This is a genomic window from Maribacter litoralis (assembly GCF_902506355.1).
In the GTDB taxonomy this organism is placed as follows: Bacteria; Bacteroidota; Bacteroidia; order Flavobacteriales; family Flavobacteriaceae; genus Maribacter; species Maribacter litoralis.
Genome location: NZ_LR733271.1, coordinates 2,805,171 through 2,829,378, shown reverse-complemented (window position 1 = coordinate 2,829,378; position 24,208 = coordinate 2,805,171). Strand labels below are relative to the sequence as shown.

General features: G+C 36.0%; 24 protein-coding genes and 2 tRNA genes. 10 read left to right on the top strand and 16 right to left on the bottom strand.

What is annotated here, in order from left to right; all coding sequences use genetic code 11:
- Positions 1-272: 272 nt before the first annotated feature.
- On the top strand, positions 273-494 hold the full coding sequence (locus EXIGUO8A_RS11920) for a hypothetical protein (protein ID WP_058104301.1): 222 nt from the start codon (positions 273-275) through the stop codon (positions 492-494).
- Between the two features lie 114 nt (positions 495-608).
- On the opposite strand, the gene EXIGUO8A_RS11915 is transcribed toward EXIGUO8A_RS11920, so the two are convergent.
- Genes EXIGUO8A_RS11915 through EXIGUO8A_RS11895 form a run of 5 tightly spaced genes read right to left on the bottom strand, consistent with a single transcriptional unit; the run spans position 609 to position 4,200 of the window.
- A complete protein-coding gene (locus EXIGUO8A_RS11915; protein WP_027064640.1) occupies positions 609-884 on the bottom strand; it encodes an ATP-dependent Clp protease adaptor ClpS in 276 nt (91 codons plus the stop codon).
- A 21-nt stretch (positions 885-905) separates the two neighbouring features.
- Positions 906-1,742 carry a 50S ribosomal protein L11 methyltransferase gene (gene prmA, locus EXIGUO8A_RS11910; protein WP_159303295.1) on the bottom strand — a complete coding sequence of 279 codons (837 nt, stop codon included), beginning with the start codon at positions 1,740-1,742 and terminating at the stop codon, positions 906-908.
- A gap of 15 nt (positions 1,743-1,757) precedes the next feature.
- On the bottom strand, positions 1,758-2,507 hold the full coding sequence (gene tpiA, locus EXIGUO8A_RS11905; protein WP_159303294.1) for a triose-phosphate isomerase: 750 nt from the start codon (positions 2,505-2,507) through the stop codon (positions 1,758-1,760).
- A gap of 37 nt (positions 2,508-2,544) precedes the next feature.
- The gene (locus tag EXIGUO8A_RS11900) at positions 2,545-3,642 is read right to left on the bottom strand and encodes a BT_3928 family protein (RefSeq protein ID WP_116770651.1); all 1,098 of its coding nucleotides are present in this window, start codon (positions 3,640-3,642) and stop codon (positions 2,545-2,547) included.
- 9 nt (positions 3,643-3,651) lie between these two features.
- Positions 3,652-4,200 carry a DUF1599 domain-containing protein gene (locus EXIGUO8A_RS11895; RefSeq protein WP_116770650.1) on the bottom strand — a complete coding sequence of 183 codons (549 nt, stop codon included), beginning with the start codon at positions 4,198-4,200 and terminating at the stop codon, positions 3,652-3,654.
- A gap of 103 nt (positions 4,201-4,303) precedes the next feature.
- Between EXIGUO8A_RS11895 and folP the strand changes: the two genes are divergently transcribed.
- Genes folP through EXIGUO8A_RS11880 form a run of 3 tightly spaced genes read left to right on the top strand, consistent with a single transcriptional unit; the run spans position 4,304 to position 6,765 of the window.
- The gene (folP, locus tag EXIGUO8A_RS11890; RefSeq protein ID WP_159303293.1) at positions 4,304-5,128 is read left to right on the top strand and encodes a dihydropteroate synthase; all 825 of its coding nucleotides are present in this window, start codon (positions 4,304-4,306) and stop codon (positions 5,126-5,128) included.
- A gap of 54 nt (positions 5,129-5,182) precedes the next feature.
- A complete protein-coding gene (gene cdaA / locus EXIGUO8A_RS11885; RefSeq protein ID WP_116770648.1) occupies positions 5,183-5,971 on the top strand; it encodes a diadenylate cyclase CdaA in 789 nt (262 codons plus the stop codon).
- Positions 5,968-6,765 carry a DUF3667 domain-containing protein gene (locus tag EXIGUO8A_RS11880; protein ID WP_159303292.1) on the top strand — a complete coding sequence of 266 codons (798 nt, stop codon included), beginning with the start codon at positions 5,968-5,970 and terminating at the stop codon, positions 6,763-6,765. The genes cdaA and EXIGUO8A_RS11880 overlap by 4 nt, the downstream gene beginning before the upstream one ends.
- Here EXIGUO8A_RS11880 and EXIGUO8A_RS11875 read toward each other — a convergent pair whose 3' ends face one another.
- On the bottom strand, positions 6,766-8,532 hold the full coding sequence (locus EXIGUO8A_RS11875) for an ABC transporter ATP-binding protein (RefSeq protein ID WP_159303291.1): 1,767 nt from the start codon (positions 8,530-8,532) through the stop codon (positions 6,766-6,768).
- Positions 8,525-9,274: a tRNA pseudouridine(38-40) synthase TruA gene (gene truA / locus EXIGUO8A_RS11870; RefSeq protein WP_159303290.1), complete on the bottom strand. Its 750-nt coding sequence runs from the start codon at positions 9,272-9,274 to the stop codon at positions 8,525-8,527. Before truA ends, EXIGUO8A_RS11875 begins: the two co-directional genes overlap by 8 nt.
- Positions 9,275-9,420: 146 nt before the next feature.
- Between truA and EXIGUO8A_RS11865 the strand changes: the two genes are divergently transcribed.
- Entirely contained in the window at positions 9,421-9,915 is a 495-nt protein-coding gene (locus tag EXIGUO8A_RS11865) for a metallophosphoesterase family protein (RefSeq protein ID WP_116770644.1), read from the top strand.
- 42 nt (positions 9,916-9,957) lie between these two features.
- On the opposite strand, the gene EXIGUO8A_RS11860 is transcribed toward EXIGUO8A_RS11865, so the two are convergent.
- The 3 genes from EXIGUO8A_RS11860 to EXIGUO8A_RS11850 all read right to left on the bottom strand — a co-directional run bounded on the left by EXIGUO8A_RS11860 (position 9,958) and on the right by EXIGUO8A_RS11850 (position 12,086).
- Positions 9,958-10,818, bottom strand: coding sequence for a hypothetical protein (locus tag EXIGUO8A_RS11860; protein WP_159303289.1), 861 nt, complete (start codon positions 10,816-10,818; stop codon positions 9,958-9,960).
- Between the two features lie 115 nt (positions 10,819-10,933).
- Positions 10,934-11,431 (bottom strand): DM13 domain-containing protein, encoded by a 498-nt coding sequence (locus EXIGUO8A_RS11855; RefSeq protein WP_159303288.1) that lies wholly within the window; start codon positions 11,429-11,431, stop codon positions 10,934-10,936.
- 244 nt (positions 11,432-11,675) lie between these two features.
- Entirely contained in the window at positions 11,676-12,086 is a 411-nt protein-coding gene (locus EXIGUO8A_RS11850; protein ID WP_116770641.1) for a DUF4293 domain-containing protein, read from the bottom strand.
- A 201-nt stretch (positions 12,087-12,287) separates the two neighbouring features.
- Here EXIGUO8A_RS11850 and rho point away from each other — a divergent pair, with 201 nt between their 5' ends.
- From rho to EXIGUO8A_RS11835, 3 genes are all read left to right on the top strand, one after another.
- Entirely contained in the window at positions 12,288-13,922 is a 1,635-nt protein-coding gene (gene rho, locus EXIGUO8A_RS11845; RefSeq protein ID WP_116770640.1) for a transcription termination factor Rho, read from the top strand.
- 203 nt (positions 13,923-14,125) lie between these two features.
- A complete protein-coding gene (locus EXIGUO8A_RS11840) occupies positions 14,126-14,830 on the top strand; it encodes a hypothetical protein (RefSeq protein ID WP_159303287.1) in 705 nt (234 codons plus the stop codon).
- A 29-nt stretch (positions 14,831-14,859) separates the two neighbouring features.
- A complete protein-coding gene (locus tag EXIGUO8A_RS11835; RefSeq protein WP_159303286.1) occupies positions 14,860-15,552 on the top strand; it encodes a hypothetical protein in 693 nt (230 codons plus the stop codon).
- 63 nt (positions 15,553-15,615) lie between these two features.
- Here the strand turns inward: EXIGUO8A_RS11835 and rpsT are convergent, their stop codons facing one another.
- The 4 genes from rpsT to proS all read right to left on the bottom strand — a co-directional run bounded on the left by rpsT (position 15,616) and on the right by proS (position 17,657).
- Positions 15,616-15,867 (bottom strand): 30S ribosomal protein S20, encoded by a 252-nt coding sequence (gene rpsT / locus EXIGUO8A_RS11830; protein WP_036152561.1) that lies wholly within the window; start codon positions 15,865-15,867, stop codon positions 15,616-15,618.
- Between the two features lie 48 nt (positions 15,868-15,915).
- Positions 15,916-15,987: transfer RNA gene (locus tag EXIGUO8A_RS11825), tRNA-Glu, on the bottom strand.
- Positions 15,988-16,031: 44 nt separating this feature from the next.
- Positions 16,032-16,103 (bottom strand) — tRNA-Glu (locus tag EXIGUO8A_RS11820).
- A 78-nt stretch (positions 16,104-16,181) separates the two neighbouring features.
- Entirely contained in the window at positions 16,182-17,657 is a 1,476-nt protein-coding gene (gene proS / locus EXIGUO8A_RS11815; protein ID WP_159303285.1) for a proline--tRNA ligase, read from the bottom strand.
- A gap of 138 nt (positions 17,658-17,795) precedes the next feature.
- Here proS and EXIGUO8A_RS11810 point away from each other — a divergent pair, with 138 nt between their 5' ends.
- Both EXIGUO8A_RS11810 and EXIGUO8A_RS11805 read left to right on the top strand, forming a co-directional pair.
- Positions 17,796-19,073, top strand: a complete 1,278-nt coding sequence (locus tag EXIGUO8A_RS11810; RefSeq protein ID WP_159303284.1) for a hypothetical protein — start codon at positions 17,796-17,798, stop codon at positions 19,071-19,073.
- A gap of 32 nt (positions 19,074-19,105) precedes the next feature.
- Positions 19,106-20,611: an OmpP1/FadL family transporter gene (locus EXIGUO8A_RS11805; protein ID WP_159303283.1), complete on the top strand. Its 1,506-nt coding sequence runs from the start codon at positions 19,106-19,108 to the stop codon at positions 20,609-20,611.
- A 145-nt stretch (positions 20,612-20,756) separates the two neighbouring features.
- Here EXIGUO8A_RS11805 and EXIGUO8A_RS11800 read toward each other — a convergent pair whose 3' ends face one another.
- Both EXIGUO8A_RS11800 and EXIGUO8A_RS11795 read right to left on the bottom strand, forming a co-directional pair.
- Complete coding sequence (locus tag EXIGUO8A_RS11800; RefSeq protein ID WP_159303282.1) at positions 20,757-22,199, bottom strand: T9SS type B sorting domain-containing protein; 1,443 nt, start codon at positions 22,197-22,199, stop codon at positions 20,757-20,759.
- A 125-nt stretch (positions 22,200-22,324) separates the two neighbouring features.
- Positions 22,325-24,127: a T9SS type B sorting domain-containing protein gene (locus tag EXIGUO8A_RS11795; RefSeq protein WP_159303281.1), complete on the bottom strand. Its 1,803-nt coding sequence runs from the start codon at positions 24,125-24,127 to the stop codon at positions 22,325-22,327.
- Positions 24,128-24,208 lie beyond the last annotated feature (81 nt).

Genomic DNA, 24,208 nt, shown 5'->3' with positions numbered 1-24,208 from the left:
TTTTTAACCTTAGTTCTTTTTGTATAATTCCTAATTATACCTATAATTACCCTAGAAAATTCTTATTTCGCCAACTAATTTGGTCCGATATATGGTTTAGGAAAAATTTTAACCGAATAAAATGTGAATTGATCTCGAAAAAAAGGCTTTAAACCACCTTATTTCGTTAAATTGTTCATAAATACTATTATCTAATAGCCTCATAACTATATACAATCGACAAAGAATTGCGTAATTTGAATATTATGTTAACTTTGAAAAAAAAGCATCACATGGAGTTACTTGAAAAAGCTCAGGAATTTGAGAGTCGAAAAATGAGCAATATGTCAACTAGTGACCGAGTAGAAGCATCGAGAGAGGCAAAAGCACTTATCTTAAGCATCAACGAAGTTTATAAAGAAACTAAGGATCCTAGTTTAATGGACGTAATGAAAAGATTAACCGAGAAAAAGAAGAAGATTGAAAAAAGATTGAATGGCGTGCCATTGGTATAATTTCTCTCTAAACTTATATTTTATTTATTTTTTAGATTAATCAATAAAAAGACCCCTTATTTCTATAAGGGGTCTTTTTATGTTTAACAATTTAATATTTATAATCTAAAAAACTCAAGTTATCTCTGCACTGAGTCCCGCTTGTAATAATTTTGAGCATTGCGGCTTAAGCTCTTCATACTCCCCGGTTTTAACCGTGCATTTACCTTTATAATGTACAATTAAAGAACATTGTTCTGCCTGTTCTGGCGAATGTTCACAAACCGAAATCAATGTATTTATTACATGATCAAATGTATTCACCTCATCATTAAAAAGAACGATTTCATTTTGCTGAACCGTCTCTTCTTCAAGGAGTAGTTCTTCGTAAATTTCTTCTTTTGTGCTCATATGAATCTCAATTAATACTAACTAATTTACATATTTTGCTGCAACCCAATTATTTCGTTCAAGGTTTTTTTCAAATTTTAACTCTAATTCAGTGCATTTTTGTGAAATCATTTCCAAATCTTGGGTATAAAAACCACTTAACAATAAAATACCCCCTTCGTTTAAAGATTTCGCATAGCTTGGTAAATCTGCCAATAAAATATTTCTATTGATATTCGCTATGATCAAATCGTACTTCTTTCCTTCCAACAAAGCAACATCACCTTCATACACAGATATAAAATCCATATTATTTCGAGCAACGTTTTCTTTAGCATTTAAATAACACCAATTATCAATATCAATTGCATCTATGGATGTAGCGCCACGCATACCCGCCAGAATTGCCAAAACCCCGGTACCACTACCCATATCTAAAACAGTTTTATCTTTTACATCTAATTGCAAAATATGCTGTAGCATCATATGTGTAGTTTCATGATGCCCAGTACCAAAACTCATTTTAGGTTCAATAACAATATCATAATCTACCTTTATCTTCTCATGAAAAGGCGCTCTTATCATGCATATATCATCTACAATAATGGGCTGAAAGTTTTGCTCCCAAGTGGCATTCCAATTTTCTTGCGCTATTTCTTTATATTCATATGTAATCTCAAAATTGGAATTTTGTAGAATATAAATATCATCTAAAATAGCTATAGACCAATCTGTTTTTTGAATGTACGCCAAAACATCATCATCTTCTTCTATAAAACTTTCAAAACCGGCTTCACCCAATTCTGCAATGAGAATGTCTGAAGCCGGTTCTTTAGGTTTTACCGTAAAACGGTATTCAATATATACGATATCGCTCATTATAGTTTTCTGAACTTAAATAGCGTTTATGATTGCGATAAAATCATCGGCAACCAAAGATGCGCCACCAATTAAACCACCATCAACATCTGGCTTAGAGAAAATTTCTTCTGCATTACCTGGTTTTACACTACCACCATAAAGTATGGTAACGTTATTTGCAATAGTAGCGTCAAAAGCTTCAGAAATAGTTTTACGAATAAACGCATGCATTTCCTGTGCCTGATCTGGAGAAGCCGTTTCACCGGTACCTATGGCCCAAACAGGCTCATATGCCAAAACAATATTTGACCAAGCTGAAGGTTCTAAATTAAAAAGTACGTTCTTCAACTGGCTTTCCACTAATTTAAAATGGTTACCAGATTTACGATCTTCCAATTCCTCACCAAAGCAGAACATTACACGAATGCCTTTTTGTAAAGCGGTAATTACCTTTTTAGATAATATGGCATCACTTTCACCAAAGTAAGCTCTTCTTTCCGAGTGCCCTATAATTGCAGTGTCAATTCCTATATTCAATAACATATCAGCAGAAATTTCACCAGTAAATGCTCCACTTTCCGCATAGTGCATATTCTGTGCAATCACCTCTATTTTAGAATTATCTAAAGCACGTACCGCACTTGAAAGATTTACATACGTTGGTGCTACCATAACTTCTGCATTTGTATCGGGTAATTTTGCCGACAATTCTGCCAAAAGTGTTTCGGTTTCTGCCAAATTCTTGTTCATTTTCCAGTTACCTGCTACTATCTTTGCTCTCATATTTATGTTTCTAGTTGTTCTGTTTCAGTTTAAAATCTTATTCAAAAATTAAATTCTCTAAATCGTTGTAATGAACTTTTTGTTTGATCGTACCTTTCTCTAATACCAATACCCCAGGGTTAGATCTTACAATAGTTTTTAATGTAGTCTCGTCTGTAAAATAAAAATCAAACCCCAAGCTATATTCTTTCTTCAAAGCATCTGTTTGATCAGGTCCGGATGCAGACATGCCAATTACTTTGTAGCCTTTGGCTTTCGCTTTATCGGCAACCGTTTTTATTTCTTTGAAAACCTCAAGGTTAGACTTTCGTAAATCATACGCTATCACCATTACCAATTTTGGTTCTTGCAACAACGAGCCGGCAAAATCCTCTCCTTCCTGTTCAATTGTAAAATCATGAACCGGTGGTTCATATCCTGCTTGAATTTCTTCTGTTTCAACATCAATAAACTCCCCGTTTACTGTTGGGTAGTCGCCATTAGTTACATGTATTTCCTCGTTTCCATTCACATTGAACTTCCACCTGTATTCAAAAATAGCCTTGGGAGCATCTTCTGGCGTGCTCATACCTTCCTCTATATTCTTACCTATTTCATAAGGTCTAAAATCAATAACAGGCAAATGATTTAATACATAATACACATAGCCAATACAAGCAATGAAAGAGATATACAATACTGGCATCAATGTTTTTGAACTGACCAAAGGAGTTATATACTTTCTACCGGCATAAATGATCAATATGAGTATCAACAGCACCACATCTTTTGAAAAAGATTGCCAAGGTGTCAATTTTATGGCATCACCAAAACAACCACAATCGGTCACTTTATTAAAGTATGCAGAGTAAAAAGTTAGGAAAGTGAAGAAAATTATCATTGCCAACAATGTCCAAAGCGTGAGTTTACGCTTATAACCAAGAATTAGCATAACCCCTACCATTACCTCAACAATTACTACCAAAATTGAGATGGCAAGTGCAAATGGAGTTAAAAAGGGTAAATCCAATACCCCTTGACTAAAATATTCTTCTAACTTAAAAGAAAAGCCAACAGGATCATTCAATTTTATAAATCCGCTGATAATAAAAAGTATTCCAACAAAAATTCTAACGACACCTACTAAATACTTCATTCCTATTTTTTATTTTTCTGATTCAGAACCTAAATGTATCAATGCGAATACCGCATAATTGATCATGTCTTGATAATTGGCATCAATACCTTCACTTACCAAAGTTTTACCTTTATTATCTTCTATTTGTTTTACGCGAAGTAATTTTTGCAATATTAAATCTGTAAGTGAACTAACTCTCATATCTCTCCAAGCTTCACCATAATCATGGTTTTTGTTCAGCATTAGTTCCTTAGTGATTTTAATATGCTTTGCGTATAATTCAACCGCTTTTTCAGTACTTAGGTCCGGTTGATCAGCTACACCCAATTCTAACTGAATTAATGCCATCACAGAATAATTAATGATACCGATAAACTCCGACCGTTCACCTTCATCGACCTTACGTACGGCGTTTTCCTGAAGACTGCGTATACGCTGTGCTTTTATGAATATTTGATCTGTTAGCGACGGCAATCTTAAAATTCGCCATGCACTACCGTAATCTGACATTTTTTTCTGGTACAGATTTATACAAACCTGAATTACCTCATCGTATTCCTTTGCCGTATCTAGCATGTAATTCTATCTAATTTGTGTAAATTTCGCTTAAAAAATTGTAACCATCAAGATAGATGGTTTAAACTTGAAAAATGCCACAAAATCCTTTCAAATATTAACAATGACCATAAACTGCAACGGTAAACTTATATCTCTTGAACAACCCAAAATAATGGGTATTTTAAATGTTACTCCAGATTCTTTTTTTGATGGTGGAAAATACAAGGATGAGTCAAGTATATTACAACAGGTAGAGAAAATGCTCAATGAAGGTGCCACTTTTATAGATGTTGGTGCCTATAGCAGTAGACCCGGCGCTTTAGAGGTTGATGAAACCACTGAACTGAAACGGATAGAACCTATTGTCAGCCTTATACTAAAGAAATTCCCTGAAACCAATCTATCCATTGATACTTTTAGAAGCAATGTCGCAAGAGCATGTATAGAAAACGGTGCCGCTATTATTAACGATATCACTGCAGGATTACAAGATGATAAAATGCTAAGCACGGTAGCTCAATTAAACGTACCGTATATTATGATGCATATGCGAGGTACGCCTCAAAATATGCAACAACAAACCAGTTATGATGATATTTTGAAAGAAGTACTTTTTTATTTTTCCGAAAGACTTTCTGTTGCCAAAGCATTGGGCATTAAAGATATTATTATAGACCCTGGTTTTGGTTTTGCAAAAAACCTTGAACAGAACTATGAACTTTTAAACAAAATGGAACTCATGTGTTTTACAGACCAACCTTTACTAGCTGGTATCAGTAGAAAATCCATGATCTACAAAACCTTGGGCACTTCCGCCGAACAGGCATTGAATGGCACAACAGCCCTACACATGGTGTGCTTACAAAAGGGAGCAAAAATTTTGCGCGTTCATGATGTCAAAGAAGCTTTTGAATGTGTTAAACTATATGAACAATTAAATGCCTAAGTTTATATTGATTTCTTGTCATCTAATTTCTTAATTTTACTAAAACGGTACTGCTTGGATTTTTTAAATTTTATTGACTTTAAGATTACAGATGTTTTAGACATCATTTTTGTTGCCGTGCTACTATACTACATTTATAAGCTGGTAAGAGGCTCGGTAGCCATCAACATTTTTATCGGAATTGTTATTGTTTGGGCTTTCTGGAAGCTTACCGAATTGCTAGACATGCAAATGATCAGTAGTATGGTAGGTGCCTTTATGCAAGTTGGGTTAATTGCATTGATCATAGTATTTCAACAGGAGATACGAAAATTTCTATTAATGATCGGTTCTACCAATTTTGCGAACAAAAGAAATTTTGTAAAGCATTTTAAATTTTTAAAACAAGAAGGCATTTCTACCGATACCGATGTAGATTCGATTATAAAGGCATGCGAAAAAATGGCCAGCACTAAAACAGGGGCTATTTTGGTTATTGAGCGTAACAACTCCCTAGATTTTATTAAAAATACGGGAGACCGTATGAATATTGAAATAAACCAGCCAATTCTAGAGAGTATATTTTATAAAAACAGCACATTACATGATGGTGCTGCGGTTATTGTTGGAAATTACATTGTAGCTACCCGTGTAATCTTACCAGTGTCTAACGAACGTAACATTCCCCTTCGTTTTGGCTTACGACATAGAGCTGCCGTTGGAATTAGTGAAAAAACCGATGCACTTAGTCTAGTGGTCAGTGAGGAAACCGGACTCATATCCTACATTAAAAACGGGGAATTTGTGCTGTACGATTCGATTACCCAATTAAGTAATATGCTGAAGCAAGATTTGGTGCAATGAATTGTAAGAACTGCGAAAACAACTTAAGAACGGATTTTAGCTATTGTCCCGATTGTGGCGCTAAGGTAATTCGCAATAGACTTACGGTAAAGAACTTATGGTATGATGCAACCGAGAGATTTTTTAATATAGATAACACTTTTCTAGTAACATTCAAACACCTTTTCACCAAACCTGATGAAGTTATAGGAGGATACATTAACGGTGTTAGAAAAAAGTATTTAAATCCTATAAGCTACCTCACCATTGCAATTACTTTTGGCGGACTTTTTGTTTATGTCTGTACGGAATTCTTCCCCAATGCTTTAGATTTTGATTTTAGATATGAAAATTCTTCATCTTTAACTGAAGCAGAAAATTTAGGGCAAGATTTCCAAAAGACATGGAATACGTACCTTTTTAAATACCAAAGTCTCTTCTATATTGCTATGCTACCTTTTCTTGCTTTAATGTCAAGAATAGTTTTTATCAATAAAAAACAATTTAACCTTAGTGAGCATTTTGTAATAAACATCTACGCATATTCACACCTGTCCATAATTATCAATACCGTTTACATGTTGGTTTTATGGAACTCTAAATTACTTTACTACGTTTCAATGGTCAATTTGGTATTTCAAATTGGGTTCTTTACTTGGGTATTTTACAAGCTCTTTAATTTGACTATAAAGCAGACCATATTGAAACTTTTACTATTTCTTGTTTTATTCGCTACGATATGCTTTGTAATAATGTTAATTGCGATAGTATATATAGCCCTTTTCACTGATACTTTTCAGAAAATGGCAGCCTAATTAAGCAACCTCCTCAGCTAAGAACTGAGCTTCATAAAGATTACTATAGTAACCTCCTTTTTTAAGCAGCTGTTTGTGTGTACCGGTTTCAACGATGTTACCGGCATCCATTACGATAATCTTATCTGCTTTTTTAATGGTAGCCAGGCGATGTGCAATAACGATAGAAGTTCTCCCTTGAGTAATCTTATCCGTAGCCAATTGTATCAGCTGCTCAGAATAAGTATCTACTGAGGAGGTAGCCTCATCTAAAATTAAAATACTCGGGTTACTTACATAGGCTCTTAAAAAGGCTATTAATTGTCGTTGACCACTAGAGAGCATAGTTCCACGTTCTTTTACATTATAGTGATATCCGCCGGGCAAACTAGATATAAATTCATCTACTCCAATAGCTTGGGCAGCCTTCTCTATATCATCGACAGAAACATTTGAATCTTTTAAAGAAATATTATTGGCTATGGTATCGGCAAACAAGAATACATCTTGTAAAACCACTGCAATATGCGCCCTTAAAGAAGATAATTTATAATCCTGTATATCTACTCCGTCCACCTTGATAGACCCTGAGTTGATCTCATAAAATCTATTCAATAAATTGATTATAGTACTTTTTCCCGCTCCGGTAGCACCAACGATAGCGACTGTTTCCCCGGCTTTGACTTCAAAAGAAATACCGTGTAGAACTTCTTCATCCTCCAAATAACCAAAACGAACATTTTCAAAAGAGATATCGCCATTTACAACTTCTTTCTCATAAGTACCTACATTCTGTATATGACTATCGGTATCTAAAATCTTAAAAACCCTATTGGCAGCAACCATACCCATTTGCAAGGTGTTGAACTTATCTGCAATTTGACGTAATGGTCTAAACAGTAAATCGATCAACATAATAAAAGCAAAAAGAGTACCGGCTATATCTGTTGTGATATTGGCTACATTCTGTAAGCCACCGTACCAAACGATCAACCCTACCGTTAAAGAAGAAACAATTTCAGCAATTGGAAAAAAGATCGAGTTGTACCAAACCGTTCTTAACCATGCCTTTTTATGCTTCTCATTAATTTCCCTGAATTTATCGCTCTCAATTTTTTCTCTTGTAAATAGCTGAACGATTTTCATACCTGTAATACGCTCTTGTACAAAAGAATTTAAATTAGAAACCTCTGCCCTAACCTCGGTAAAGGCAACTTTCATTGCTTTTTGAAACCACCTAGTGGCATAAATAATTATAGGCAAAAGGGCAAAAACGATTAACGAAAGCTTCCAGTTTATAAAAAGCATTACAATTGCGGCTACCACCATCTTCAATAAATCGGCAACAATAACAAAGAAACCTTGACTAAAAATTTCCCCAATTCTCTGCATATCGGCAACTGCTCGAGTAACCAGTACACCTAACGACGAATTATCAAAATACGTCATTTTAAAAGAGAGCATTTTTTTAAACAAATTAATCCTAATGTCTTTGATAACAGATTCACCTAACCAGTTTGCGTAGTAGTTAAAAGCCAACTGAAAAATTACCTGCCCCAATAACACCACAAGCATGGCAACCGTTAAGTTCAAAAGCAATTCTTGATTACTACCTTTTATAGCCTCATCAATAATTTTTTTTACGATCAACGGGGTAAGAATTGCGAATCCGGACAATAATATAGCGGACATTGCCACGCCATAAAATGTAATTCGGTACGGTTTTGTGTAGGCAAGTAAGCGTTTAAAAAGACGAGTGTCAAATGCTTTGCCAGAATCCTTATCCATTCTTTAAAATAGTATTGGGGTAAACAATAGAAGTCAAATATAGTCCTTTTGCAGGAACAGAAACCCCTGCTTTGGTTCTATCCTTACTTTTTAATATGGTATTAACATAGTCTGGTGAATATTTGCCCAAACCAACATTAATGAGCGTGCCTACTATAGCTCTTACCATATTTCTAAGAAACCTATCTGCCGTTATAGTGAAAATCAAATTGTTCTCTTTTATCGACCATTGTGCTTCTCGAAGGTCACAGATATTAGTAAATACATCGGTATTCGATTTTGAAAAACATTCAAAATCTTTCTTTCCCAAAAGAAGATTTGCTGCAATACTCATTTGCTCAACGTCTAGCTCTTTTTTCACAAAATATGCCAAGTCCGTCGTAAAAGGGTCTTTGCTTTTTGCAATATGATATTCATAGGTTCTTGCCGTAGCGTGAAAACGGGCATGCGCATCATCCTTTACCTCAAAGATACGCTCAACCGCTATATCATTGGGCAAAAATGAATTAAGTCTGAATATATAATCTTGAATATCTTCCAACGCATCAACATCAAAATGGGCATACATCATTTTTGCATGTACCCCAGTATCTGTACGCCCAGCTCCCATCAATGAGACAGGGCTGTTTAAAAGTTTAGACATACCTTTTTCCAAAACCTCTTGCACGGTAATGGCATTCGGTTGATTTTGCCAGCCATGATATGCTTTACCGAAGTATGAAAATTGAATGAAGAATCTCAAAAGGATATGCTAGTTTTGTATCTCGCAAAGATATTAAAAACGATACGTTTTAACATTCTTGGACAAACACTCAAATAATAAAAATTGATTTCACTTGCTATTCTGCAAGAGGACGCAATGAGCAAACATGTAATTACAATACACAAATGACCAAAATTCTTCTACTTTCCGATACACATTCATATATAGATAATGCTATTTTAAAGCATGTGGGCTGGGCAGACGAAGTATGGCACGCAGGAGATATTGGGTCTTTAAAAGTTACGGATGCCATTTCTAAATTAAAACCATTAAAAGGGGTATACGGAAATATTGACGACCATATTATTCAAAAAGAATTCCCCGAAAATAACAGATTTTTCTGTGAAGGGGTAGATGTACTTATTACCCATATAGGAGGTTACCCTCCAAAATACAACATTAGAACTCGAGATATTATTAAAGAAAATCCGCCAAAACTATTTATCTGCGGTCATTCTCATATTCTTAAAGTTATGATGGACAAAAAACTGGGCGTCTTGCATATGAATCCTGGTGCATGCGGAAAACATGGTTTTCATCAGGTACGTACCATGCTACGCTTTATAATTGATGGGGATAATATTAAAGACCTTGAAGTAATTGAACTTGGCAAAAGATAATACAGGGCAATTTTTAGTTTTCCTCACCCTGTATTAAGCTAATTAATATTCAAAAGATACACCTAAAGAGATGGTGCCCCCATCATAGATATTTTTTCTATCTACCAAAAAACCTGCATAATCTGAATACTGTGCCACCAAATTGAAATGATCGGACACTTTATACATTGATGTTACACCATAATTAGTGAATGTTGTTCCTTCTCCGAACAAGAAAGAGCCACTTTGTACATTATTTTCAGATGACAACCTTTCTTGCACTTTCAATTTTCCTATGAGATATAATTTATCAAAAAACAAATGTCCTACTTCAACACCTGCTTGAAATTGATTACTAAATTCTTCTGTTCTAAAATTTATACTGGAGAAAGCAGAAGCATATGTTTTGCCATTCTTGAAACCATGTGACGCTGCCAAGGTTGTCCAGATATTAAATTCACCATCGGACAAAGGCAGATTAATCTCATCAAACTCACCAAAAGCATTTGCGTTTTTAGATTGTGCAAAGTTAGTACCATCATTACTGGGTATGTCTACTGCCACCTGTAAGGACAGCGGGAAATTTTTAAGAAGTTTATATTTTACTCCCAACTGTATATTACCCACGCCAGCAACAGTTTCAGTTGTGCTGAAACTATTAAATTTGACTACAGGTAGATCTACTATGGCGGTAAGTCTATTTGAAATTCCGTATTCACCATAAAGCAATAGCCCCCCGGTTCTAAATTCGCTACCTTGATCGGCCAATCTGCCTTCGGTAGTAAAATAATCGTTAGAAGAAAAATACGATGCCGACGCTTGAAGATAAAATCCCTTTGCTTCCCTTGTCCATCCACTTTGTGCTTGTAATCCTAATACGAATAAGCAACAGCAGATACCTAAGAAAATTTTATTTTTTTCCATAATTCTGTTATTTCCGGTTATAGGTCTACAACATTGAAAACCCATAAAAAAAGCCTTTGGGAGACATAGAAAAACAGAATCAGGTGTCTCTATTCCCAAAGGCCATCAAATTTTTCTAGTTAAGGGCTACATTACCAAAAGGAATATTGGCAGTGGCACACCATAATATTATATGCGTATACTTAGCATCTGGTGTAGCATCTAGTTTTATGAACATTTCACCATTACCTGCAACATTACCGATCAACATTAAATCTGGATTTCCGTTTGCCGGATCAGCCGTAAATGTATCTGAAGTAGATAAAAATATCCCTACGGTACCTGTACCCAATTCAGTAGTAAAATCATCTCCAAAACGAACAAAGTTTGTACTTTCTGAATCTACACCTACCTCTACTAGACCTTGCGTAGGCGTACCGCTTTCTGCAACCAGATTTCCACTTAGGGTCACCATTAAATCACCTACCGGCATTGAGGAATCCACTTCAACTGTTTCTGTTTCCACAACTGTTTCGGTTACCGTTACAACTTCTGCGTCATCATCTGAACAGCTAACGAAGAAAGTTGTTAATGCGCTAGCCAACAATACAAGAGTAAATTTTCTGTTTTTCATAATCGTAATTTTTAAATTGTTTATATTTTTTAAATCAGCGTAACTAACGACTATCGTTAGCCTTGCTGTTTCTTGATACAAACATAGAATTGTGGTATCACGAAGAATTCAAGAAAAAGTAAACAGTTTATCACATGCTAAGGAAATCTTGCAATATTTCTGTGATATTTAAAAAAGCGAAGACATAAAAAAACCCGGTAACTACCCCGGGTTTTAACGCACTAATACTACTAAGATTATAGGTTTAACGCAAGCGATCGACAGATTTTACAAGATCTTCATCCTTTTTTATAGCCCTATTTGCAAGAACTAAAAAAATGATAGAAAATACTGGAATCAGCATCCCAATACCCTTCTCAGAAACCGAAGCTTCTCCGGATAAGTTTAGTGATCGGTAAACGAAAAATCCTAATAAAAAAACGTTCAATATCATGTTCAGCCTGTTAATAACAAACTGAGATTTTCTATTTTTAAATTGTACCATAGACCAAATTGCTAAAACGGCACTTGCGTAAAACACAATAGAAATGAGCATTTCATTGTTTGCATATACCTCGGTACCATCTACATCAATCCATAGATTAAAGAAGAACGGTAGAATACCTGTAAGTATTGCCACAATTACTAAATAAAGGCTCTGAATTCTCTGAATCATATATCTATTATCGCTTTACGATGCAAAAATACAGGTCTTTTCAAAAAATATAGCCATTTTATTCAAAATAATTTGTAATATTGCTACGTTATCACGTCATAACACCTACCAATTAAGGAATAACCTTCCTTAGAGATTATCCAAATAAAATTATTTACTTCTTACAATACAAACTACTTATATAATTTATTCTATTACTTAATGTTTGAGATTTCAGATTTAAAATCGAAAAAGCTACCTGAGCTTCAGGAAATTGCTAAAGGACTTAAGGTTCCTAAATTCAAAACCTTGAAAAAACTAGACTTAGTTTATCAAATTTTGGACTTACAAGCTGCCAACCCTAAAGTTGCTGCCGCTATTGCTCCTACCACTACAGAAGAAGCAAGTAAGCCTAAGGAAGAAAAGCCGAAACCAAAACCAAGACCTAGAAAACGTGTTGTTCAAAACACGAGCAAAGAATCTAGCACAGCCCCTAAACCAGCTGCGGAAAAAGCTGCTCCCGTAAAAAAGGAAACTCCGCAAGAAAACGAGGCCAAAGAAACTACTGAGCAAAAAAGACCTAGACCGAGACCTAAGTCTACCAATCAGTCGAACAACAATAACAACAAAAATTCGCAGCAGAATAACAATCACAAGAAGAAACCAAACCCAAGGACTCCCCACGACAAAAGCAATTTTGACAAGGATCTTAAAAACAGGTACAAAGAACCTGAATATGAGTTTGATTCTATTATAGCCAGTGAAGGTGTATTGGATATTATGCAGGATGGATACGGATTTTTACGTTCCTCCGATTATAATTACCTATCATCTCCTGATGATATTTATGTTTCTCAATCACAAATTCGTCTTTTCGGACTTAAGACCGGAGACACTGTTTTGGGTAACGTAAGACCACCAAAAGAAGGGGAAAAATATTTTCCACTTATTAAGGTGAATAAAATTAACGGTATAGACCCTCAAATAGTTCGCGACCGTGTGTCTTTTGAACATTTGACCCCGTTATTCCCTCAAGAAAAATTTAATTTAGCTGAACGCCAAAGCACAATATCTACACGAATTATTGATTTGTTCTCACCAATAGGTAAAGGACAAAGAGGCATGATCGTATCGCAACCTAAGTCTGGTAAAACCATGCTTTTAAAGGATATTGCAAATGGTATTGCAGCGAACCACCCAGAGGTTTATCAAATAATACTACTTATCGATGAACGTCCTGAAGAGGTTACTGACATGCAACGTAACGTACGTGGCGAGGTTGTAGCTTCTACTTTCGACAAAGAACCAACAGAACATGTGCGTGTAGCCAATATTGTTTTAGAAAAAGCAAAAAGATTGGTAGAATGCGGTCATGATGTAGTAATTCTTTTAGATTCCATTACACGTTTGGCAAGAGCATACAACACCGTTCAACCGGCATCGGGTAAAGTATTAAGTGGTGGTGTTGATGCAAATGCATTACATAAGCCTAAGAGATTCTTTGGTGCAGCACGTAATATCGAAGGTGGCGGATCACTATCTATAATTGCTACTGCTCTAACGGAAACCGGATCTAAGATGGACGAGGTTATCTTTGAGGAATTTAAAGGTACCGGTAACATGGAGCTTCAATTGGATCGTAAGATTGCCAACAGAAGAATTTTCCCTGCTATTGACCTTACTTCTTCAAGTACACGTAGAGATGACATGTTGTTAGACGAAAACACGTTACAGCGTATGTGGATCATGCGTAAGTACCTTGCCGACATGAATCCGGTTGAAGCAATGGAGTTTATCGAACAACGCTTTAAACAAACTAAAAACAACGAAGAATTCTTAATGACAATGAATCAATAGAATTCTTTTTGAGTATAAATTACAATCCCGATTTTGTCAAGAAATCGGGATTTTTTATTTGCTGAAAATCTTTCCTTCGCAAATTGAAAAGGAAATAATCTTAAAAATTTTTCCTACTATTTTTTTAATATCTTTATACATCAGAAAGAACTATCCCCCAGTCTTTTAGCATTTTTCTTTAATAACCACTTAAATATCAGAAAATGAAAAGACCATCTATCCTTATCGGCAAATTCTTATGTGCAATTATCATCTCTGCATCTATCAGTTGCAATGAACAACCCAAAGAGCAAGACCCAAAGAAACCGGAAAAACCAGTTGTTCTAGCACCACAAGAGATAGTACCGATATCACAAGCAAAAAACATGTACGATTCGTATGAAAAAAGGCGAGTACCCTTAATTCAACGCTATGAAGATTCAATAAATAAGGTTACTAAAAATGACAAAGAGTTCCATGTTGGTAGATTTGTTTACTACGACTATAAAACCATCAAACAATATTTAGAATATATTGAGCAAGAAGTTGCCGATGCCGGTGTTGAAATTTCGACTTTGCGACTCTATTACTCCAACTACCCAGATGAGGAATTTTTCCCAAAAACTAAAGATTCAATCAAACATCCTAGACAGAACAGCATCATGTTATCCCCTACTTACAATGATGGTAAACGAGATTATCTTTTTTATATAGCACAAGGTGCTAAAGGAAAAGAAGCAGTGCCCATGAACAACAGCTTTGAACCTATTAAAGTAGAATATGGTCATAATAACGACACCAATACAAAAGCGTATGCGTCGTTTGTACCGACTACCAACCCAACGAAAGCTGCACCGGCAATACTACAAGGCGAAGAAAGTTTAACATTAAATAGAGGCACTGGAGTACCACCACCAAAAAACCAATAAATATTTCACAGTAAAACCGCTCATTGACTATGTTGGAGTATCTTTTAAATAATTACTATATCTCTCTCTATTTTATAGCGCTGGTTTTATCCATTACCAAATATAGACTGTACTATGATACCGTTTTAAAATATCTGCCCATAATTCTTAGCTATGTTTTACTGTCAGAAATTTTAGGCGCAATCGTTAGGGATGTAGATGACATACAGCTAGTCTATATACCTGAATATTATAATTACAACACTATAATTTTCAACATTTTTGACATTGTATTTTATCTATATTTCTTCTACATTTTCTATCAATTAATAGATAAAAAAAGAAGTAGGAATTTCATCAAATATGGCAGTGCTTTATTTTTATTGACCTGTATAGTCAATTTGTTTTTGCAAGACTTTTACACAGAACCGCAAAATTATGCCATTATTGTTGGAGCGATTATATTAGTATTTGCGTGCCTAACTTATTTGTACAAGATATTTTCTGAAGAACAGAAGTTTATACCTAGAAAAAACTTACTGTTTTGGATTACCTTAGGCTTACTTGTGTTTTACATCTGCTACCCTATATCAATGTACATATTGTCTTTTGATTATCCGTTGTACACCACATACAACCTTTCAAAGTATCACTATATCTCTATAGCCACTATGTACCTCTGTTTTATTATAGGGTTTTTATCAATGAGAAGACTTAGACTTCCTGTAAAACAGCTTGAATAAAATTTAACCAATAAAAAAAGCCTTCCAAAAAATGGAAGGCTTTTAATTTCTTAAGGCAATCTCTTACAAAGCGGCAACGTGCTTCGCTAATTTACTTTTTAAGTTAGCAGCCTTGTTATCATGAATGATATTACGTTTTGCTAAACGATCGATCATACTAACAACACTTGGAAAAAGAGCCTCTGCATCTTTCTTAGATTCTTCTGCACGTAATCTTTTTATAGCATTACGTGTAGTTTTATGCTGATATCTGTTACGTAAACGAACTGCTTCGTTTCTTCTAATTCTCTTTAATGCCGACTTGTGATTTGCCATTTTATTCTTCGTTATAATTTCATTGGACTTTCATCCATTCTAATTTTGTAGTCCGTAGGGGAATCGAACCCCTGTTACCAGGATGAAAACCTGGCGTCCTAACCCCTAGACGAACGGACCATTATGTCACTTACTTTGGAGATACCCCCAAAAAATTTAATTTGTAGTCCGTAGGGGAATCGAACCCCTGTTACCAGGATGAAAACCTGGCGTCCTAACCCCTAGACGAACGGACCATACTTTGCGCAATTGCGGATGCAAAAATACAAATATTTTTCACTATCGCAACACCTGAATATATTTTTTTAAAAAAATTAATATGCTTTTGCAAATAACACCCTTTTATGAGATGGTTTACCGGTAACCATACAGACACCTTCTTCGTTCTTGGCATCAATGGGAATGCAACGTATAGTGGCTTTTGTCTCTTCCTTTACACGTTCTTCGGTTTCTTTACTACCATCCCAATGGGCAGAAATAAATCCGCCTTTTTCTTCTAAAACTTTTTTAAATTCATCATAAGAATTCACCTCGGTAATATGTTCCGTTCTATAATCAAGTGCTTTTTGATACATATTCTTTTGAATATCATCCATTAAAAACTCAATTTTAGCAACTACATCTTCCGCATTCACCGTTTCTTTTTGCAGTGTATCTCTTCTAGCAACTTCATAAGTTCCGTTTTCCATATCCCTTGGTCCTATGGCCAATCTAACAGGTACGCCCCTCATTTCGTATTCATTAAACTTGAATCCTGGTTTGTGCGTATCCCTATTATCGAATTTCACCGAAATACCTTTTGACCTCAACTCTTTTACCAAAGGATTGACTGTTTCCGAAATTTGATCCAATTGATCTATACCCTTATAAATAGGAACGATTACAACTTGTATGGGTGCTAATTTTGGCGGTATCACCAATCCGTTATCATCACTATGTGTCATAACCAACGCACCCATTAATCTGGTTGAAACTCCCCAAGAAGTTGCCCAAACATGCTCTTTACCACCTTCTTTAGTAGCAAACTTAACATCAAAGGCTTTTGCAAAATTCTGCCCTAAAAAGTGAGATGTACCAGCTTGCAAAGCTTTACCATCTTGCATTAAAGCTTCAATACAATAGGTTTCAATAGCACCGGCAAAACGTTCACTTTCTGTCTTTGTACCTTTTATTACGGGTACTGCCATATGGTTTTCAACAAAATCAGCATAAACGTTCATCATTTGCTCAGCCTCTTCAATAGCTTCCTTTTCAGTAGCATGAGCTGTATGGCCTTCTTGCCATAAAAATTCTGCCGTTCTCAAGAATAATCTCGTACGCATTTCCCAACGAACCACATTTGCCCATTGGTTAATCAATAATGGTAAATCTCTATAAGATTGAATCCATTTTCTATAAGTATCCCAAATAATGGTCTCAGAAGTTGGTCTAACAATTAACTCCTCTTCTAGTTTAGCATCGGGATCAACTATAATTCCGCTACCATCCTCTGCATTTTTTAATCTATAATGTGTAACAACTGCACATTCTTTAGCAAAACCTTCCACATGGCTAGCCTCTTTACTCAAATATGATTTTGGAATAAATAAAGGAAAATAGGCATTTTCATGTCCCGTCTCTTTAAACATCTTATCCAAACCAGCTTGCATCTTCTCCCAAATACCAAAACCATATGGTTTAATGACCATACAACCTCTTACGCCGGAGTTTTCGGCTAAATCAGCTTTAACTACCAATTCATTATACCATTTGGAATAATCCTCGCTTCTCTTTGTCAACTTTTTACTCATTATCTGGACTTTGGCACAAATTTTGTGATTCTTAGTATGTAATAATTGGGTAAAACTAGTTATTTTTAATATGTTCAACAATATAATTTTGATCCGATGATATATTCCTTACCCCACAACAAACTTCGCAACATCTCAATGTTGGTAACCCTTGCTATATTTACAGCTTCTTGCGGTACCTACCAGCAATCTTCATATTACGACAATGACGGCATCTATTCAGATGATGTTACCAGAACAGTAGAAAGAAGACCGGAACAAAGAAATTACAACCAAAACTCCGCTCAAGACGATACCTATTCAGCATATTTTGGCGATAAAGCCGATCAATATGATCAAATATTGGATAGTGAAATATTTACCGATGTAGATTCTTATTCAAGCAATATTGTAAATGACACAATTACCGATGAGCAGTTAACGGATTATTACGCCGATGCAAATGACTATGAAGGTTATGGTAGCTGGGGTAGCAACAATGCCGATGTAAGTATTTATATACATAATAATGGTTGGAACAACTGGGGTTATGGAGGTTTTTATGGTTGGAACGACCCATTTTGGGGTTGGAACAATTGGGGATGGAACAACTGGGGTTATGGCGGATACTACGGTTATGGCTGGAACAGACCTTGGGGATGGAATAGATGGAATAACTGGGGTTATACCGGTTTTGGATTTGGCTATGCAGGTTTCGGTTTTGGATGGAACCGTCCTTATTATGGATATGCTTATCGATACGGCTACGGAAATAGATACAACAACCGTTATCGTGGATATACCAACAGAAGCTATGCGGTCAACAATTCAAGAAGAGGAAATTATACAAGAACAAGTACCAATAACAGCGGACTTTCTTCAACGGCGGCAAGAGGTCGTTCTAATGTAAATACCAGAGGCAACTCACCAAGATATAGAAGTACTTCTACACGCGCCACTACGGCAAGAAGCTCTGCAAACACTCGTAGTTCTAGAACCTATTCAGGAAATACAACTACTAGAAGAACCGTCGGTGTAGATCAAAACAGAGCATACAGAACAAGTAGAAGTACAAGAGCTACACCTAGATATAGTAGTTCTTCAAGAAACTACAGCAGCAGATATAGTAGCAGTCCTAGAACCTATAGTTCCAGTTCAACTAGATCTAGCAGTAGCAGGGTTGCGGTACCAAGAACTTCAACATACAGAAACTCTGGCAGTAGCTCAAGAAGTTATTCATCAGGTAGAAGCTCTGGTAGTTCAAGTCGTTCATACCGAAGCACCGGCAGCAGTTCAAGAAGCAGTAGCAGTTATAGCTCTGGCAGAAGTAGTTCTAGTAGCAGATCCTACAGCAGCGGAAGCAGCTCTAGAAGTTCAAGTAGCGGATCATCTAGATCTTCTGGATCTTCAAGAAGTAGCAGCGGCAGAAGAAACTAAAATCAATCACTTATCAAAATCGAAATATTGCTATGAAAAGATATTTAACTTTCGTAATACTAATGGCATGCGCCATTGGTAGTGCACAAAATATAAATGAAGCCTTACGTTACGGCACTGAAAACCTTCAAGGTACTGCTCGCTTTCAAGCCATGGGAGGTGCTTTTGGAGCACTTGGAGGCGACTTATCATCCCTAAATATAAACCCTGCCGGATCAGCGGTTTTCAGCAATAGCCTTTTTACAATTTCGGGATCTAATTATCATATTAATAATGATGCCCGTTATTTTGGTGATGCCAATATTACAAAAGACAATAATTTTGAAATGAACCAATTAGGTGGGGTATTCGTGTTTAGAAATACGAACCCAAATTCCGATTGGCAAAAATTTACACTTGCCTTTAATTACGATTTAGTAGATAATTTCGATAACGAATATTATGTTTCGGGCAGTAGTAATCAAGGTATTGACACCTATTTCTCAGAATATGCACAGGGCACGCCATTTGGATCCATTCTTGTACAAGATGGTGAATTCTTGGAAGAAGCCTATCTTGATATTGGCGCATTTCAAGGATATAGTGACCAACAGGCATTTTTAGGGTATTATGGTGGTATACTTGATCCGGAAACCGAAGATGACACCAACACTAATTATATAAGCAATACACTTTATGATTTTGTTGATCAAGATTTCATAAGAAGAACTACGGGCTACAATAGTAAATTTACAGTAAATGTTGCTTCTCAATATAAAGAAGATATCTACTTAGGCGCCTCGTTAAATTTTCACAGTGTTCTATACACACAATATGATGAATTTACAGAAGGAGGATATGAACCCAATTCTGAAATTACAAGAACCACTTTTGATAATTATTTGGAAACAGAAGGAAATGGTTTCTCTTTTAGCTTAGGTGCTATTGCAAAATTAAATGATAATGTTCGTTTAGGCGGTAGCTACCAATCTCCAACTTGGTACCGTTTAGAAGATAATACGTCTCAACGCATTAATTCTGATCTAGCTGACGAAGAGATTAATTTCATCAACTTCAACATTGTAAACCTTTTTGAAAAGTATACCGTTAAAACGCCAAGTAAACTTACAGGTAGTTTGGCTGTTATTTTCGCAAAAGACGGATTATTAAGCTTCGATTACGGTTACCAAGATTTTTCACAATCGGAACTACGACCTACTAACGACCCAAGTTTTCAAATGGTGAATTCACAAATTGCAAGTGATTTAGGTGCTGTTTCCACATTTAGACTTGGTGGCGAATACAGAATTCAACAAGTTAGCCTAAGAGCAGGTTATCGTTTTGAACAAAGTCCTTACGCAAATGGCAATACTATTGGAGATTTAAATGCTATTTCTGGCGGAATTGGGTATAATTTCGGAGGAAGTAAATTAGATTTTTCTTTAAACCGTTCTCAACAAGATGTTAGCGAAAGACTTTTCAATGCAGGAATTACCACTCCTGCAATGATTGATAGAAGTATAACCAATGCCACATTAAGCTATACGATAAATTTTTAAAAGACTCATATACAAATAAAAAAGGGGAGCAATTGCTCCCCTTTTTTATTTTATTGGCACCGCCAAAGGGTATAATACCCCGAGGCTTGCCTAGAAATTAAAAGTTTATTTCCTTTAAATGCCTCATGAGCCTGTCCTGAGGGTTTTACCTTTTTAATGAAAAATGAGTTTTTCGGGTTTTGGCAACCAATAAGCCATCTTCTTGCTCGCCATATTCAAAGCGAAACCAATAATCAGTAGATGGCATTTGCTGTCCGTTAAAATTACCATCCCATCCATCTGTGGGTCCTAATTGCTTCAACAACTTACCGTATCTATCAAAAATAAATACAACAGGGTTATTTAATGTTTCAATACCTTTTACATTCCAGTCATCATTTGTTCCATCACCATTTGGCGTAAAGAACTTAGGGTAGCCTACCACTAAAAATTCCAAAGGGTCGGTTATACCACAGCCATTTTTATCGTTAATAATAACCGTATTAATTCCTGGAGGCACATTCATAAAGATCGGACTATCTTGAAATAAACCATCATTAATAGCATATTCATAATCGCCATCACCTTCTACAAAAAATTCAATATTATTTTGATCTGGATTAATAGAAAGATTGGTATCTAATGTTTCTACACGGTCTAAAATCGGCGTGCCATAAAAGGTCACCAATACTCCACTATCATCACGATATGTTAACGGTCCGCCTGACGAGGCGTCAGCATATACCGTAGCGAAATAACGCCCTGTATTCGGACTAATTATTACTAGTTCCGATCCAAAATCCCCTGACCCAGCTGGATAATCATCAATTACACCATCATCATTATAATCAACCTCCCATTCTACCCTTTCAATAGCATCACCAGCAGGAGAACTCATTGCACTAATAGTAATGGGATCATCACCTTCACAAGCCACAATATCCAACCCTAAAAACTCATCACGAAAAGTACAATCTAAAGCTGTATCTGCATCAGCATTTACAGAACTACCCGTAAAAGTCAACATAAAGGGCTCTGGGTCACCAGTAAAATTATCAGCAAAGTTGTTGATCAGTATATAATAAATTTCCCCTGGCAGTACATCTAAATACTCATCATATGTGTTTTGATTGCCCGTTAAAGAAGCCTGACCTTCTTGACCACTATCTGGATTAACACCGAGCCCGGTAAAATTTGTATCGTTCACTTCGTAATTACAACGAATTGGCTGAGCCGTACCATTACTAATATCGGCACAATCAACATCTGGTCCATAAACGGCAAAATCCCATTCTGCCGTAGGTGTTGATCCCGAAGATGGCAGCGCTTCAATATCGAAACCGACTTGACCACCCGTACCCGCTCTAAAAACGAACCATGATGTATTGAACTCTATGTTTGCCGAGGTTAAACTACCTTTTTCCAAGCAGCCCGTTTCCCTGATAACTTCTGGATCAAAATCATCAACATCACCAGAACCACCTGCAATACCCATTATAGGTTGATCGGCACAAACAGGAATAGCCGTTCTACAATCGGCTGAATTCTGTGCAGCAACATTCCAACAGAAAAGAAACATGCAGCAAATAGAACAAATGAGTGTTCTCATAAAATGTGTAGCTATTTAGTATACGTGATGTATATTATAACTACACATGACCTGCTTTAGTATCTTACAGCGAAGATTATGGCATTTAATCGATAAAATACACTTTTAGACACTAAATATTAACCCTAGCGCTTTAAAGTAAAGTGATTATTAATATAAGATGCGTTGGTATTTTCACCTAAGGAATTGGTGAAGGAAAGTTTAAACCAATAATCTGATTCTGGTAACAGGCTTCCATTGAACGAACCGTTCCAACCACTAGAACCTTCAAAGATCTGATGCAATAATTTACCATAACGGTCATAAATAGTTATCACGGGGTTTTCCAATGCAGACAAACCATTTACCGTCCATGTATCATTAACATTATCTCCGTTTGGAGTAAAAAACTTTGGAAACCCTACAACCACTATATCTCTGGTATCTGACCCACAACCATTTATATCTCGAACAGTAATAGTATGCTCGCCAGGGAATAGATTATTAAAAAGTCCGCTACTTTGTGGCGTTTCATCATCTACTTGAAATTCAAAATCACCATCTTCCTCCAAATAGACATTGACTACATTAGAAGCATCATCTTCATATTCAGTGGTAATATCTGATATTACCGGCGGACTAGAAAAAACCACTGTAACCGATCTAACGGTAATACACTGTATCAACCCTTGAGTATTGGTTACAGACAACGTATATACACCGGGTTCAGCTACCGTTATTAAAGAAGAAGTTTGACCCGAACTCCATTCGTACGTAAAATTAGCCTCGGGTACTCGTTGACCAATAGTCACAACAGGCTCATCGCCACAGATATAAACTTCTGTTTCAAAATCTAACACCGGCAATTCAATACCGTTTACCTCGAAAGATTCAGAGGCATCAAAACACATTGAATTCTCTATTGAAGTAGTTCTAACATATATGGTCTGCGAAATTTGTGTAGGTATATATTCTTTTGAAAGTGCGTTGGCTCCATCAAATGCATCTGCAAAACTTTCATGATAAGAGACACGAAAATCCATCGGACTTTGTCCTCCCAATGCTTCGGCATCCTTTTGATTAAAATCAATTGCCGTACCATCTAAACATGCGGTTTCATCTTCCAATTCAAAAGTTTCGGGCGATGGCGCATAAGCTACTTGTGTTTCACTAATTAAATTATTCCCTAAAGGTCTTACCACCAAAACGCGATACATACCAGAAACTGCGACAGATAACAAAGGGTCGCTTTCTCCGGGAATCTGCTGATAGCCCACCCCAGAATCAAGATACCATTCATAATCTAAAGCATCAGTGGTTGTAGCATCTAAAACTACCGTTTCATTATCACAAGCGATAATTGGCGGCCCCAATAAATTGTCGATAATATCACAATCTAAAGCGGAATTAGGAAACTCTACAAAGATGTTTCCTGAAAATTGAATGGAAAATCCGGAGTTATTGTTACTGAAATTATTGATCATTAACAGGTATTCCTCACCAGGTTCTACCGTTAACCAATCATCATACTGTATATTATCAATACCAGTCGGGTCCTCCCCCACTCCTATATAACTACTATTATCTGAGTTATCAAAATAATTACATCTCACTGGATCTCCCAATGCGCTACAATCATTGGTTCTGTATAGGGCAAAATCCCAATCTTCACTAGAATCAAATCCTATATTAAAACCTAATTGCCCTGTTTCACCTGTTTTAAAGGTATACCATGCAGAATTGGTTTCTATGGTACCGCTACCCTGGGTAATACAACCAGAAATAGAAGCGCCGTTATAATCATCTATTCCGTATCCATTAGTTCCTCCATTAACAGGTGTATTATAACAAATAGGTACTGCATTGGCACAGTCTGAAGACACTTGAGCAAAACATGTGAAGACACCAAAAAAGCAAATTAAAAAAAAGGAGATACCATACTTGGTCATAGGGGTCATGTGATTTGGAAAAATAAAATTAACGAGACCTTAACGTTATGGCTAATTTATGTTGTGTAATGCCCGCAATTA

Excerpts from the sequence above, each read along its gene's own strand:
- EXIGUO8A_RS11920 (WP_058104301.1), top strand. The coding sequence starts at position 273 with ATGGAGTTACTTGAAAAAGCTCAGGAATTTGAGAGTCGAAAAATGAGC.
- EXIGUO8A_RS11915 (WP_027064640.1), bottom strand. The coding sequence starts at position 884 with ATGAGCACAAAAGAAGAAATTTACGAAGAACTACTCCTTGAAGAAGAG.
- prmA (WP_159303295.1), bottom strand. The coding sequence starts at position 1,742 with ATGAGCGATATCGTATATATTGAATACCGTTTTACGGTAAAACCTAAA.
- tpiA (WP_159303294.1), bottom strand. The coding sequence starts at position 2,507 with ATGAGAGCAAAGATAGTAGCAGGTAACTGGAAAATGAACAAGAATTTG.
- EXIGUO8A_RS11900 (WP_116770651.1), bottom strand. The coding sequence starts at position 3,642 with ATGAAGTATTTAGTAGGTGTCGTTAGAATTTTTGTTGGAATACTTTTT.
- EXIGUO8A_RS11895 (WP_116770650.1), bottom strand. The coding sequence starts at position 4,200 with ATGCTAGATACGGCAAAGGAATACGATGAGGTAATTCAGGTTTGTATA.
- folP (WP_159303293.1), top strand. The coding sequence starts at position 4,304 with ATGACCATAAACTGCAACGGTAAACTTATATCTCTTGAACAACCCAAA.
- EXIGUO8A_RS11880 (WP_159303292.1), top strand. The coding sequence starts at position 5,968 with ATGAATTGTAAGAACTGCGAAAACAACTTAAGAACGGATTTTAGCTAT.
- EXIGUO8A_RS11875 (WP_159303291.1), bottom strand. The coding sequence starts at position 8,532 with ATGGATAAGGATTCTGGCAAAGCATTTGACACTCGTCTTTTTAAACGC.
- EXIGUO8A_RS11865 (WP_116770644.1), top strand. The coding sequence starts at position 9,421 with ATGACCAAAATTCTTCTACTTTCCGATACACATTCATATATAGATAAT.
- EXIGUO8A_RS11860 (WP_159303289.1), bottom strand. The coding sequence starts at position 10,818 with ATGGAAAAAAATAAAATTTTCTTAGGTATCTGCTGTTGCTTATTCGTA.
- EXIGUO8A_RS11855 (WP_159303288.1), bottom strand. The coding sequence starts at position 11,431 with ATGAAAAACAGAAAATTTACTCTTGTATTGTTGGCTAGCGCATTAACA.
- EXIGUO8A_RS11850 (WP_116770641.1), bottom strand. The coding sequence starts at position 12,086 with ATGATTCAGAGAATTCAGAGCCTTTATTTAGTAATTGTGGCAATACTT.
- rho (WP_116770640.1), top strand. The coding sequence starts at position 12,288 with ATGTTTGAGATTTCAGATTTAAAATCGAAAAAGCTACCTGAGCTTCAG.
- EXIGUO8A_RS11840 (WP_159303287.1), top strand. The coding sequence starts at position 14,126 with ATGAAAAGACCATCTATCCTTATCGGCAAATTCTTATGTGCAATTATC.
- EXIGUO8A_RS11835 (WP_159303286.1), top strand. The coding sequence starts at position 14,860 with ATGTTGGAGTATCTTTTAAATAATTACTATATCTCTCTCTATTTTATA.
- rpsT (WP_036152561.1), bottom strand. The coding sequence starts at position 15,867 with ATGGCAAATCACAAGTCGGCATTAAAGAGAATTAGAAGAAACGAAGCA.
- proS (WP_159303285.1), bottom strand. The coding sequence starts at position 17,657 with ATGAGTAAAAAGTTGACAAAGAGAAGCGAGGATTATTCCAAATGGTAT.
- EXIGUO8A_RS11810 (WP_159303284.1), top strand. The coding sequence starts at position 17,796 with ATGTTGGTAACCCTTGCTATATTTACAGCTTCTTGCGGTACCTACCAG.
- EXIGUO8A_RS11805 (WP_159303283.1), top strand. The coding sequence starts at position 19,106 with ATGAAAAGATATTTAACTTTCGTAATACTAATGGCATGCGCCATTGGT.
- EXIGUO8A_RS11800 (WP_159303282.1), bottom strand. The coding sequence starts at position 22,199 with ATGAGAACACTCATTTGTTCTATTTGCTGCATGTTTCTTTTCTGTTGG.
- EXIGUO8A_RS11795 (WP_159303281.1), bottom strand. The coding sequence starts at position 24,127 with ATGACCAAGTATGGTATCTCCTTTTTTTTAATTTGCTTTTTTGGTGTC.